Origin of the sequence: Paenibacillus barcinonensis, assembly GCF_003217495.1 — a bacterium.
Taxonomy (GTDB): domain Bacteria; phylum Bacillota; class Bacilli; order Paenibacillales; family Paenibacillaceae; genus Paenibacillus; species Paenibacillus barcinonensis.
On sequence record NZ_QJSW01000003.1, the window covers coordinates 112608 to 126209 of the forward strand.

A 13602-nucleotide genomic window follows, 5' to 3' on the forward strand; every position below is an offset into this window, starting at 1 on the left:
GTGAAGCGACAAATTTCACAATTTTCCAAATAAAAAAAGAGAGCCTCATTGGCCCTCCTTCTGTTATAACATTCTCTAGATTATCGAATTTTCATCGCAAGCTCAATAATCTGCGCACGCATATTTGGATCACTGTTCAATCTCAGATACATATCATCAATCGCCAGTCTGTTCTCCCGATACGTCTTCTCATGCTTCATGGTTGTATGAGACCATTCAATCAGATCATTTTCTGCCAGAACCAGATTATTATAGGCATCATGGAAGCCAGTCGTCTGAACAAGCCCTTCCATAACCTCCTGAGTGATCTCCTGTGTCTTACGTGTATCTTCCAGTTTCTTCTCCAGAATGACTGCTTGCTTCTCGAACTGTGTCTTTGCCTTCATGTAGCCCAGCTGGGACTTCGAATAAATCGGTTTCATAAGCTAACTTCACCCTCTAGATCATTGTGTATTTGTTGCTATTGTATCTTAATCTCTAGCAAATTACAAAAATAGTTATTGGTAAAAATCCGTTTTCTTCTATTATAAAAGGGATCTGGACCAAATTATAAAACAGGCATAAAAGACCCCTCCCTCTAGTCCAAGGGACAGGTCTTTTATGACGTTCACACAGCTTAACTTAAATTTTTAGGGAATAACTTGGTACTCTTCTTGAGCAGTTCTACAGCAATTTTAGCTGCTTCTGCCCGGGTCATATTGCCTTTAGGATTGAATTGGAACTGCTGTTTGGTTGAGCCCGGTACGGTAACTGGACTGCCTTCCATAATCTTCGCTTTCGTAACGGCAAGCACCGCAGGACGTGCGTAATACTCGATTGATCCTGAATCAAGGAACGATTTTCCGAGTGTTGCTGCAAGCTTGCTGTCGTTCGTAGCTAATTTGGAGTTCATAGCACGAGCAATCATCACAGATGCTTGTTCTCTGGTAATTGGCATTTCAGGTTGGAAATAACCATCACTCAGCCCTTGTACAATACCTGCACGTGCCGCAGTCTCGATCGCCTCATAGGTCCAGCGGTCTGACTTCGTGTTGGTAGAGACGTCCTGGAAGGTTTGCTGATTAGCATAATTCAAAGGTATATCCAGCCCTTTAACAAGCAAAGTCGCAAATTCACCACGAGTGGTCTGGTCATCAGCACCAAATGAACTTGCTCTGAGCGGATTCATAATACCTTTGGAATACAGAGCATTGAGCAGATTACGTGCCCATGGATGATTTGTAATATCTGGATAACTTCTGCTTAGCTTCATGACTTTGTAGTAACCAAACTCATCAAACGGAACTGTGATAGTATGGCTTTTCGTATCCACGATCCCGCCAATAGGTACCCACTTACCTACATTTGTTTTATCCGAGTATCTGAATACCGTGATGGTTGAACCCACATCGTCAACGATGGAAGGATCATACGTGATAGTCAGACTTCCCCGTAGGGAAGGCGTCAGCACTCGCTCTGCTGCATACTGAGTGAAATTCCCTTCCAAGCTATACGGAGACAATCCGTTAGTCCCAGCACTATAACCACTTTCACCCTTATCCCCCAATTCACCGATACCACCATGAATCCAGTAAATTTCGGAGATCGGTGTGAAGTTGTTTGTGTTCAGTGTAGAACTGAACAAGCCCGAGAGCTCAGGGGATACTGTAATAAAGCTCTGTGCGTTTTCACTACCTTCATCTGGGGAACCAATCCAGTTACCATAATCATTTTTGCGCTCTACGATCCCTTTATCCGGATCAGCTATACCGAAAAGTATTTTGTTATCTGGATAGAACTTCGTCATATTTCTTACTGTTGTAGATTGAAGAACCGTTCCTTTTGGCATGGATAGCTGCACTTTCTTGTTAAACACAGTATACTTATTTGCTACTTTCGGGGCCATATACTGTGTATCGGTTGTGATCGTAGATGTATAAAAAACATTCACAGTATCATTGATTGTTCCACCTGGACGAGTGATCTGAATTTTGATCGCGTTATTTTTATCAGGTTTGAGACCAACGTAATCCAATACAAAACGACTGTTCGAATCCGTTCGTTTTACCGCAGGCTGCTTATCAATTACAACTTGAGTGGCGCCTTCAGCTTCAATATCAAACCTTACAAAGTTTTTATTAACCACAATTTTGTCTCCAACCGTTGGCTGCGGAGCAAGGATACGATAGGAAGAAGGCTCGCGTACAATTTCAAGTCTTTGCGTTGTTCTTGCACCCGTTCTGTTGATCAGCTCGAGCGTATATACGTGTGTTCCCGGAGCATCGAACTTCTGATTCTGGATTCGAATGAAAAATTGATTTTCATTACCTACAAAATCATACGTCGGCAGGCCATCATTACCCGGCTTGTTCGTTTCTAGCACTCGATCTGTTGCTTGGGTATGGGTGAAAACCAGCTTGGAGCCGAAGTATACGTTGGCAATTTGTGCACCGCCGCCATTTACAACCAGATCATAAGACTCTTCGCTTGTTACATACTTGTCTTCTTTGAATGCAAATTCAGGTGTTACTGCAAAAATCTTTTTCAGTTCATCTTGGGTATAGCTGGTTAGGGCTTTATCGACAAAAGGTTGTCTTGAATCCTTAGGAACCAAAGTAGGCATAAACGTCTTGATTGTTGACTGATTTGTGTCAATTACGTTAATTCTTAGTGTCGTAGTTATCGTTGTTAGCTGTTTATTCGCATCCTCATCAACAGCACGAATGACGATGGTATTCTCACCGTAAACGATAGGACCTTCTTTTAATACTTTCAATTTAATTGAAAAATCTCCAGTGTCATTAGGGAATCCAGTTGTAACTTCTACATAGTCAGTGTCCTTTTTAAGAACCTTACCGTTGACTACAAGCTCTGGCGTAAAGTTGGTTCCCAGTGTCTTGAAACCAATAAATTTACCTGTAACCACCATCGTTTGCTCTTTACTCTTGGAATCAAAGCTATAGGTTTGTCCGTCTTGTAAATTTTCTACATAGATGGAGCTCACAGATGAATACGATATTTTAGCTACTTTTGGCAAATCGGTTGGTTTACCATAATAAAATCTGACTTGCTGTTCTCCGCTCACAAACCCGGTAATTTTGTAGATTTGCTGATTGGCTGTTAACGCCATATTACTTGTAGTTGGAACTGCATCGATTTTTAATTTGGTTACTCCCGTAGGCAGATATTCACCAATAAGAGTCGCACTGTTAATTGGCTTACTTGATTCTACCAAGATAAAAAAGGTGTCGCTTTTCACTCGGGAACCATCAAGCTTCGTTTTGGATTCTACCGGTCCAGAAGCATAGTCAGGAAGATAGTACATGTTCAGAATATCTTGAGATCCTGGGGAATAGATGTATCCACCCACAAAACCTGTACTGAAGTTACCGTAGGTTAAGTTAACCTTCACCTCTTGATTTTTCTTCACATCGGTTCCACCATCAACCATTTCCATATTAAACGCTGTATCCACTTCAAAATCCACCAGACGATACTCCAGACTGAGTCCATCTGCTCCAGCAATTGTAATTGAGTCCGTTACTCGAAATACAATCGGCGTGGTTTGATTCAGATTACTGTTGGATATCACGATCGAGCCATTGGTTGGGCTAAAATCAGAATTACTTGCCGAATATGGCAGTAGAACCTGACCTTTTATTTTCCCTTGAGTCTGTCCTGTTTCAGTAAAATTGGGATTAGCTTCATTCAGAATAGATTGTGTTTCTGTACCAACGGTGACATCAAGCTTTGTAAAAGGCTGATTTTTGTCAAAATAATAAACGGAGCGCTCCGTCTCTATTGAATTAGATGCGCTTGAGATTTTAAATTTAAGTGTATTCATTCCTGCTGTCAGCTTCAGCTGAGGCAAGAAAAACGAGCCATCCTGAAGCATAGAGGAGTCGAAAGAATCGCCCCCATTTACGGTAACTGTAACTTGAGTTGCATTCTGTACCTTACCTTGAATGGAAACTCTCTCCGTATTAACGACCGTTTCAGAACCAGCGTTCAGATCATATGTTGCATTTCCAGTACCACCGGAAACAACTGTCGATATTTTAAAATTCTCAATATACGGAGCCTGGTCATATAGAATATAAAATGTATCCGAGCGTTCTACAGAACCCTGCACACCTAAAAAGGTAATTTTATTAAAACCCGGAAACAATGTAAGATTATTTGCGTTAAATTTGTTATTACCACTGCTGTCCGCTGTCACTGCAGTAGTGATTGACTTGGTTGCATCAGGTACCCATTTGCTTACCCCGCCATCCATAGTCGAATTTAACTGCTCCACTTTTACTTTCATTGTATCTTTGGATACAAAGGAGTAGGAGCCTGAAATACTAATCGTTGATGTCGTTGTTGTATAGGCATTACTTCTTGAAAGGAATGCTTTCCCCGTCACTTTATCGATCAAAGATAAAACGGAAGTTTCTCTCAGTGCCTTAATATCGGGTGTGAAATAAGTTGAATAGGCATTAGATCCCGTCGTGTCACCGTCCGCAGCCGAAGCAACGGCCCCACCGAATAGACCCTGTGGGAACAATGAGAGCACCATGGTGACCAACATGATCCAGACCAACGGCCGTTTCTTTTGTTGCATTACGTATCATCTCTCCTCTTTTTAAGTCAGTTACCGTTATTTATCGGCAAAAAGGTTCCAATTATTTAGTAAAAATCTCAAAAAAAACAAAAAAGCCCTATCCACATGGGATAAGACTTGGGGCTGAAATGATATTCAACAATAGCAGTAATCCTTATAAATCTATTTAAGATTTGGAACGAGTCTGCGGGTTCAGCTTGACACGCATACGCATCAGGAAGTTGATGACCGGTTTTCTCGTTTTGCTCACAAGACCAATGACCTCTGCACCCACTTGCAGGAAAAACATCATGATACAGATGACAACGAAGGTCACCCAGTTGGCTTCAAACATTGCTGCAGAGGACTGGATTATGGCCAGTACACCGAAGAAAGCAGCAATACCGTAAATAATCAACACCGTCTGACGGTGGCTGAATCCAAGCTCACGCAGGCAGTGATGCAAATGACCTTTGTCCGGTGAGAAGATCGGCTTCCGCTGTACCGCACGGCGAATAATCGCAAAGAGTGTATCCGACAGCGGCACGCCGATAATGATCAGCGGTGTAATGAAGGACACCACGGCAATCTGTTTGAAGCCGAGCATGGACAGCATAGCCAAGGAGAAACCAAGGAATAACGAGCCCGTATCCCCCATGAATATTTTCGCCGGATGGAAGTTAAAGAACAGGAAGCCGATAATGCTGCCCAGCAGCACCAGACACATCAGCGCAATCATCGTATTGCCCATCAGGAAAGACATCACTGCGATCGTACCAATGGCAATACCGGACACGCCAGCAGCCAGACCATCCAGTCCGTCAATCAGGTTAATGGCGTTGGTTACCCCAACAATCCAGAGGATTGTCAGCGGGATGGACACCCACGTTTCAAGTGAGGAATACGCATCCTGAAACGGAATGTTCACGAAGTCTACGCGAATGTTAAAACCGAAAACGACAACCGAAGCGGCCACAATCTGACCGAGCAGCTTCACTTTGGCAGACAATTCAAAACGGTCATCGAGTGCACCAATCAGTACAATAATGGTACCCCCAATCAGAAATGCACTGACAAAGCTCATATCCCTGGTGGTAAACCAGGAGGATACAAATGGAAGCAACGCTGCAACCGTAATGATAAAAGCCAGATAAATCCCGAGACCGCCCAGACGCGGCATAATCCGGGTATGCACCTTACGTGCGTTTGGCGTATCCATAGCGCCAATGCGGACTGCGAACTTTTTAACAAGCGGTGTCAGAGCTAATGCAAGTCCCATTGACACAAGAAATCCAATGATAAAGATCGCTACCATTTGAACATTCGACCCCCAATTATAATACCGTACAAAAATTATAAATCCCCTGTTCTCTTTTTCTTTCTATATATAAAAAAATGTTGTTTGTCACTGTTGATGAAAATCCGATATTGCACTTTTAACGGAGAGGGCAGAAATAACCTGTAGAAGCGCAGCGTTCGCATTTATCACCGAATTTCATCCTTGAGCAAGGATAAACAGAAATTTGGGCATAAGGGCGATCAGAAGGTTATTCTGACATCGGAGTGGTTATGTGCAACAAATCCGGTTTTGATGGAGTGGCACACGTGTGCCGGAATGAATTATACGCTGATCACCTGTGAAAAGCTATCTTCAATTTCTAGCAAAAACACGCATTTATCTCGTAATTACCTGTTTTTAACGGGCTTTTGTCACGTTTTCTTTGTCCCGCATCACTTTGATAACGAATTTCGGGAGCGCAAGCATACGTCCAGCACGGCTAGGCTCACGAAGCAAACGATAAAACCATTCCAGTCTCAGCTTCTGGAACAGCTTGGGTGCGCGTTTCATCTTGCCAGAGATGATATCAAAGCTGCCGCCAACCCCCATGGTAACGGGAACCTGCAGTTCATGCTTGTATTTGTGAATCCAGGGTTCTTGTGTATCAGCACCCCGAGCGACAAACAACAGATCCGGTGCCGCCTCTCGAATAGAAGCGACAACCTGCTCATCCTCAGAAGCACCAAAGAAACCGTCGCGATAACCCACAATACGAATAGCCGGATACTGCTGTTGTAACCGATCTGCGGTAGCTTGAATCACTTCAGGTGTGGAGCCAAGCAAGTACACGCCCCACCGATAGTTTTCTCCAACTCGAAGCAATTCATGTAACAGATCAAATCCTGGAACGCGCTCTGCTACTGGATCACCACAATAATTGGCTGCCCATACAACGCCGGTTCCGTCGGGAACAATCATATCGGCATCCTGCATGACCTGCATCATCGCCGGTTTCTCCAGTGCAGCCATAACCATAATCGGATTAGCTGTAATGATCTGATGCGGCTGTCTGGACAGCACGGCTTGTTCAAGCGCATCGACCGTTTCTGTCATCGTTAACTTGGAAAAAGGAATACCATAGATCGAAACGGTAGGAATAGATCCCGTTTGACTCATTGTTATCTCATCCTTTGCGGCCTAAATAGGTAATTATTTGCTTCGCAGGCTCTCTGGCCTCCTGCTTCAACGCCGTAATGCGCTCCTCATGCTGCTTCAGCCACTGTGAACGCTGATCCAGCAATCCAGCTACCTGCTCGGCAAGCTTGTCGCCATCCAATGAGCCGGTATCGCCCGCAGGTTCACTTTCCAGTCGAAGCAGGAATTGATCAATTTTGGGATCATACGAAATACCAACTGGTGGAACGTACTGGGAGGCTGCATAGATCAAACTGTGCAATCTCATACCGATCATCAGATCACATCGGCTTACTTCCTCCAGCATCAATTGAGGATCGGTGAGGTCCTCTGTGATACTGATCTCACTGCCTTTACGGGTTATATCACCGAGCATTTCCATAATAAAACGAGAGGCCTGTACATCGTCAGGAAGATGAAATGGCATGAAGCGCAGATGCACCGCCTTCTTCGCAGCCAGCTTCTTCAATCCGGCAGCAATAGCCGTCAGCTCCTTGCGATCCGCTTCCCAGAATCGAACAGACACGCCGATGACTGGAAGCTTGACATGCTTCACCTCGGAAGATCCTGAAGAAATAGCGTCCTGCTCCAACGTAGCATCAACGGCAGTAGCTACATCAGAAGCATCGTGGGTAGTTACAGTGCTGGTAGCACCAGCATCCTCAGCAGCAACATTGCGGTTTGCATCAGCAGCAGTACCTGTGGCAACAGCAGAAGGCACAGTGCCTTCGCTCAATACCGCTGTCTTCTCCGGCAACGGCAGTCCCATCACCGGATCAGGTACAACGTGAATCTGATTCCACTTCAGTCCCAGTCTGCGCAAATAATCCGCAGATTGCTCGTCCCGAACCGATACATACGTACAGGACTTGAATACCGATTTGATCATCGGGTTAAATATTTTACGATTCACCGGGCCAATGCCCTGAGCGTAGATAAATGTAGGCTTTTTCAACCACTGAGCCAGCTTGATCACACCCAGATAATAAGGGATGGACTTCAATCCCGTTGCATCCTGCAGCAGACTGCCGCCGCCGCTGATGAGTCCATCACTCTCCTTGAGCGCTTCACGAACCTCCTTCAGCTTCATCCTGTGCACAGCGCGAACGCCATACATGGAGCTTGTCCATGCGGGATCAATTGAGAGCACAATCGGTTCAATGGTCACATTGGAGCGCTGACTCTCTTCCTCCAATGCGGTCAGGATAGACTTCAGCACAGCCTCGTCTCCGCTATTGCGAAATCCGTAGTATCCTGAAATGACTAACTTTTTAGAAGTGGGGACCATTTTTTCCAACATCCTTCCGCAACTTGCCACACACCCACAGCGATGATACCAATGATCAAGCCAAGTCCGAGTCCCATCACACCACGAATCAGTGACAGAACAGCCGGTGTATGAATATGCGCAAATGTATCGACCATGGACAGCTGACCCATCGTAGCGATAATCAGCGCAAAGATGACTTTACGGTATTTCAAAGCGGCGAACACGCCAACGATAAACAGCGGGTGTCCCAGCACAAATTCTTTGAATCTCGGCCGCACTCCAAAGGTATCCTCCAGCGTTGTACGTAAGAACATCTCAAACGGCGTAACCGAGCCGGAGTTGCCTGTACGGCTCAAATAATAAAATCCAACAACAGCAGCAACCAAAGCTAGTCCAACCATCAGAACGTTAATTGGCATACGCAGCATATCCTTGATTTGTTTCACAGAGATAGAACCGGAGCCACGGTAGAACACAATGTAGAGCGCTACAAGCCCGATCGGGGCAAAATGCAGCAGGCTCACACCACGGAACTGGTTAATCACCAGACTGTACGTGATGTTATTCAACAACGCAATCACAAAAGGTACAGCTACAAATGAAAGAATTGAAGTTCTTACATACAACACAATAGTCTGTTTCAAACGGCGACCCGCAGGGGCATCCGGGTAACGAAGCTGCTGCGCATTAACGGTGCGAACTGCCAGCACCATCGCAATGGTTGGTGCGGATATAGCGGCCAGCAAGGCAATGGCCTGCTCTAACAGCATTGGCTTCAGCAGGAAGAGACCTGCGCTGCCCACCAATCCAAGCAGGAATGCAGCAATCGTGATTACAGGTACAAAATAAGAAATCATAAGTGATATCAAGGCGATTGCTCCAATGAGCGCAATCAGCTTCGCATAACGCTGAATGGACGAATCCTTCACCGTAAATGCTTCCGCTTGCCCAAGCTCAAAGCCGTGTTTGCCCATACGTTCAATCGCATGTCCCGGCTCACCGAGACTGTGGATCAGATTGTCAATCGGGTCCGTAATCGCCGCTTTGGACGTATTCCGGCTTGGCGAAGCGTTCATATAAATCATACGAATGTTACGGTCCTTCGTTGCCAGAACGAAACGGTCAGCAATCGTATCCACCGTCAGATTCGCATCTGCATCACTTAACGAGTACAGACGGGTTACGTTGTAATCAATTTTGTAAGCCAGCGTCTGGAATCCAGCCTGCGGCTTCTTGAGATTTTCAATGGCAGCCAGACCGATGTGATGTTTGTTCAGCAACTGAGCAAACTGTTCCAGGCTTTTCATCTCTGCATTATCATTGTACCCTTTGACTGCATCCCCATCAAACAGGATACGTGTCACACCATTCTCCTCGAAGAAGGTCAGCAAACGCTCCATTGATTGCTGGTTGTAAGGTACTGTGTCAGAGATACGAGGTAAAATATGAAATCCTTTATCACGCAGCATTTTCACTGCAACCGGATCGGGCTGCATGGGTTGCATGTTGGCATTCTCTGGTGGTGTCTGCAATATTAAGCCGCTGCGACCTTCATATTCCCAAGGTTCAACAGGAATCTGACGCTCAGCGAACGTTTGTTCAATGATAGGGGTGTAGGTCTTTGCGTTCTCTTCCGACGTGAACAACACGTATGTATAGTTCGCATTGGAAGGGATAATGCTTTTCGTCATATTCGCAATGTCTTGACCGGAGTACACCATTAAGCGACGTGTTTTCTTGAGCTCATCCAGCGTGCTCTCAAATACCGCCATTGTTGTCACGCCAGCCTCTTTCAGCCGCGCTGTTTGTTGATCAATAAAATCCTGGGGATGAGCCTGGTAAGCGGAAATATCCAGCAGTCCCCGATAGTTGAAGACCAGCTCCACTTTATTGGCCGAAGATTCTGTCTGCACCCGATCACGGATGACAGGAATGGAAGCTACCAAACCGATAATAACGATAAGCCACAACCACTTCCGGGAAGCATTATTCCATAAAAGCCATTTTTGACGCACTACATGTACCTCCTCAGTTGTTGGAACCGTAAACTTGTTCTTGCCCGCCCCCGAAGGGGGTTAGTCTCAGCATGTGTTAACATGCTCTCTTATATGCCAGCACACTTGCACTTTTATTTCAAAGAAAAGCCCCTCCGCCAACCAACCTTACGGTGCGGAGAGGCCTTCTCATCTTGTTATTGCAATACGCTTGATTTTATTGTGCGTCTACACGAGACATCACGGCTGATGCCAAACGCTCTACGCGACCCTCTGCATCGCTCAGGCTCTCGCCACGGACAGCAAAGTAGACTTTGATCTTGGGTTCTGTACCAGAAGGACGCAGGCAGAACCATGAACCGTCTGCCAAAATAAATTTCAGCACGTTCTCCTTCGGCAGCCCGTCCAGACCCAGGGAATAATCCAGCACATCCTGCACGGCGATGCCGGCAACCTCCTGTGGCGGATTACTGCGCCAGTCGGTCATTTTCGCCTGAATCTGCGCTACGCCGTCTTTGCCCTTGAGTGTGCGGGACTCCAGCTTCTCCAGGAAGTAGCCGAACTGGCTGTACAGCTCCTGCAGCACATCATAGAGTGTTTTGCCTTGGCTCTTGTAATAAGCAGCCGCTTCAGCAATCAGCATCGAGGCAAGCACTGCATCCTTATCACGGGCATAATTGCCGGAAAGGTAGCCATAACTCTCTTCATATCCGAAGAGGAAGGTATGACTTCCGGTTGCTTCGAACTGGTTCATTTTTTCACCAATATATTTGAAGCCAGTCAGGGTGTTCATCACTTCTGCACCGTAATGCTGAGCAATCACTGCACCCATCTCACTTGTTACGATCGTTTTGATTACAGCACCGTTACTAGGCAGCGTACCTGTCTCCTGAAGACGGCTCAGCAGATAATGTACCATAATGGCACCAGATTGGTTGCCGGACAAGACGAAATATTTGCCATCCTTGTCTTTCACAACCGCGCCCATGCGGTCCGCATCCGGGTCTGTACCAATCAGAATGTCTGCTCCAACGGATTCACCCAGCTTCATCGCCAGCGTGAACGCCTCGCGCTCTTCCGGGTTCGGAGATTTTACTGTGGAGAATTCGGCATCCGGCTGCTCCTGCTCGGCAACGATATACAGCTGCTCGAATCCGATCTGCTCCAGTACGCGGCGAACCGGAAGGTTGCCTGTGCCGTGCAGCGGGGTATATACGATTTTGAAGTCACGACCGATGCCGGATTGAATCAGCTCACGGCTCAGACTGCGGCTTGCTACGGTGTCTACAAAAGCTTGATCTTCTGCTTCACCAAGCCAGATCAACAGACCTTGTGCTTCGGCTTCTTCACGCGTCAGCTTTTTCACATCAGCCAGAGAAGGCACCTCTTGAATATATTGAATAACCTTCTCTGCCTCATGCGGAACCAGCTGACCGCCTTCGTGGTTGTACACTTTGTATCCATTATACTCCGGCGGGTTATGGCTCGCCGTTACAACGATTCCCCCGGTGGCATGCAGATGGCGCACACTGAAGGATAGCTGCGGTGTCGAGCGCAGGGATGGATACAGCTTGGCTACGATGCCATTAGCCGCCAGTACAAGCGCCGCATCCAGCGAGAATTCAGGTGAGAAGTGACGGGAATCGTGAGCGATGACCACCGAAGGCTTGCCTTCCTTGTCCCCATGCTGCTCCAGCAAATATCGGGCAAAGCCTTGTGTTGCACGGCCGACCGTATATTTGTTCATCCGGTTGCTGCCGGCACCAATCACACCACGCAATCCACCTGTACCAAACTCCAGATTTCTGTAGAAACGCTCCTCCAGCTCTTTGGGTTGATCCTTCAGATCACGAAGCTCCTGCTTCGTTGCTTCATCAATAGAAGCATCCTCCAACCATTGCTGCAACGTCTCGGCTGCTGCTGCGCTTAACTGTTCCATATCCAATAAGCCCCTTCCGTCTATATAAAATTCTGTGACCAGCGTAGCTGCGCTGCATAGTCATAAGTTGAACTAAAGAAATTCACACGTACACTCGGACGACAAAGCAACCTGTATAGTCGCCGTTTATGTGAAAATACATTGCACAGCCTATAGGTATCCTCTATGCCTATGTAATCAGCTAGGGTCTGACAGTGCAAACATAATCTCGCCTTCAGCAACGACCTTGTCGTTGATGCGAGCTGTTGCTTGTCCTTTGCCAATAGAGCCCTTCAGACGTGTGATCTCCACCTCGAGGATCAATGTATCTCCAGGCACAACTTGTCCCCGGAAACGGAAGTTATCCAGTCCCGCCAAAAAGCCGATTTTGCCTTTGTTTGCTTCGAGATTAAGCATCGCTGCTGCACCAACCTGAGCCAAAGCTTCCGTAATCAGTACACCTGGCATTACCGGGTATTCCGGGAAATGACCTACGAAGAACGGTTCATTAATCGTTACATTTTTCAAACCAACAGCACGCTTGCCATCCTCCATCTCCAGAATGCGATCCACCAGCAGGAACGGTGGGCGATGCGGGATAATGGACTGAATTTGTTTGATATCTAGCACAATATAATCTCCTCTCGGGGTGTTTATACGAGGGCTCTCCATCATAAAGTTTTCAGGTACTCACTGAGGTCGTTCCGGTAACAGATCGTTCGATGATCGCCATTGTCCCTGAATTTTCCTGATCCCATCTTCAATGGGTAAAATTCCGGGACAAACGCGAACGCTTCGCTTCGTTTGAACGTTTCGTTTCCCTTCACTTACTGTAGTGCGTAAACCATTAACCTAGCATGATCAAGTCGAGCCTCATATAAATGGTTTTCATTTGCATTTGCATTTTCGTTTTCATTGTATGAAATGCGGTTTAAGGGTTAACACTAGTTATATCCTTCATGACTGCAGTAGTGAAGGTTGAGATAAGGGGTCTCTCTTCGCGATGACAGCAAGTCTATCGCAGGGGAGGCCTCTTCTGACGTTACACATCCTCCATCACTAAGCCGTTCTCAACACCAATCATTATACTGTTTTCAACACCAAAAAGAAAACTCCTGCCTGTGCAGGAGTTTTCGCTGAACTCGTTATCTTATGGAGCAAATACCAGATCATAGACATGCTTCCATGTACTCCATTGCCATATGGAACCGATATCCTGTTTGCCCAGCACCACATATCCAGCGACCATTCCGCCAGCGAGGGCAAGAACAAGCAGAATCGGAATAAGGAACCATCTCGCGATGCGCCACCAGCTCTTCTTTTTCTTCTTGACTTCCTTCTGTTCCGGCTTGCTGTTCTGCTGCTGTGTTTCTGTCATCCCAT

The 13602-nt window shown here is 46.3% G+C and carries 9 protein-coding genes; all 9 read right to left on the reverse strand.

What is annotated here, in order from left to right; translation table 11 throughout:
* Nucleotides 1-80: 80 nt before the first annotated feature.
* On the reverse strand, nucleotides 81-422 hold the full coding sequence (locus tag DFQ00_RS06325) for a hypothetical protein (RefSeq protein ID WP_110895589.1): 342 nt from the start codon (nucleotides 420-422) through the stop codon (nucleotides 81-83).
* Nucleotides 423-616: 194 nt separating this feature from the next.
* The gene (locus tag DFQ00_RS06330) at nucleotides 617-4585 is read right to left on the reverse strand and encodes an S-layer homology domain-containing protein (RefSeq protein ID WP_110895591.1); all 3969 of its coding nucleotides are present in this window, start codon (nucleotides 4583-4585) and stop codon (nucleotides 617-619) included.
* Between the two features lie 166 nt (nucleotides 4586-4751).
* Complete coding sequence (locus DFQ00_RS06335) at nucleotides 4752-5879, reverse strand: glycosyltransferase family 4 protein (protein ID WP_110895593.1); 1128 nt, start codon at nucleotides 5877-5879, stop codon at nucleotides 4752-4754.
* A gap of 381 nt (nucleotides 5880-6260) precedes the next feature.
* The gene (locus DFQ00_RS06340; protein WP_174812174.1) at nucleotides 6261-7019 is read right to left on the reverse strand and encodes a WecB/TagA/CpsF family glycosyltransferase; all 759 of its coding nucleotides are present in this window, start codon (nucleotides 7017-7019) and stop codon (nucleotides 6261-6263) included.
* A 7-nt stretch (nucleotides 7020-7026) separates the two neighbouring features.
* A complete protein-coding gene (csaB, locus tag DFQ00_RS06345) occupies nucleotides 7027-8325 on the reverse strand; it encodes a polysaccharide pyruvyl transferase CsaB (RefSeq protein WP_110895597.1) in 1299 nt (432 codons plus the stop codon).
* Nucleotides 8301-10322, reverse strand: coding sequence for a DUF5693 family protein (locus DFQ00_RS06350; protein WP_110895598.1), 2022 nt, complete (start codon nucleotides 10320-10322; stop codon nucleotides 8301-8303). The genes csaB and DFQ00_RS06350 overlap by 25 nt, the downstream gene beginning before the upstream one ends.
* Before the next feature lie 196 nt (nucleotides 10323-10518).
* Nucleotides 10519-12240, reverse strand: coding sequence for a phospho-sugar mutase (locus DFQ00_RS06355; protein WP_110895600.1), 1722 nt, complete (start codon nucleotides 12238-12240; stop codon nucleotides 10519-10521).
* Nucleotides 12241-12417: 177 nt separating this feature from the next.
* Nucleotides 12418-12849 carry a 3-hydroxyacyl-ACP dehydratase FabZ gene (gene fabZ / locus DFQ00_RS06360; protein ID WP_110895602.1) on the reverse strand — a complete coding sequence of 144 codons (432 nt, stop codon included), beginning with the start codon at nucleotides 12847-12849 and terminating at the stop codon, nucleotides 12418-12420.
* A 520-nt stretch (nucleotides 12850-13369) separates the two neighbouring features.
* On the reverse strand, nucleotides 13370-13597 hold the full coding sequence (locus DFQ00_RS06365; protein WP_110895876.1) for a DNA-directed RNA polymerase subunit beta: 228 nt from the start codon (nucleotides 13595-13597) through the stop codon (nucleotides 13370-13372).
* Nucleotides 13598-13602 lie beyond the last annotated feature (5 nt).

Bases quoted from the DNA above. Each gene is read 5' to 3' on its own strand.
- DFQ00_RS06325 (WP_110895589.1), bottom strand. From the start codon at position 422: ATGAAACCGATTTATTCGAAGTCCCAGCTGGGCTACATGAAGGCAAAG.
- DFQ00_RS06330 (WP_110895591.1), bottom strand. From the start codon at position 4,585: ATGCAACAAAAGAAACGGCCGTTGGTCTGGATCATGTTGGTCACCATG.
- DFQ00_RS06335 (WP_110895593.1), bottom strand. From the start codon at position 5,879: ATGGTAGCGATCTTTATCATTGGATTTCTTGTGTCAATGGGACTTGCA.
- DFQ00_RS06340 (WP_174812174.1), bottom strand. From the start codon at position 7,019: ATGAGTCAAACGGGATCTATTCCTACCGTTTCGATCTATGGTATTCCT.
- csaB (WP_110895597.1), bottom strand. From the start codon at position 8,325: ATGGTCCCCACTTCTAAAAAGTTAGTCATTTCAGGATACTACGGATTT.
- DFQ00_RS06355 (WP_110895600.1), bottom strand. From the start codon at position 12,240: ATGGAACAGTTAAGCGCAGCAGCAGCCGAGACGTTGCAGCAATGGTTG.
- DFQ00_RS06365 (WP_110895876.1), bottom strand. From the start codon at position 13,597: ATGACAGAAACACAGCAGCAGAACAGCAAGCCGGAACAGAAGGAAGTC.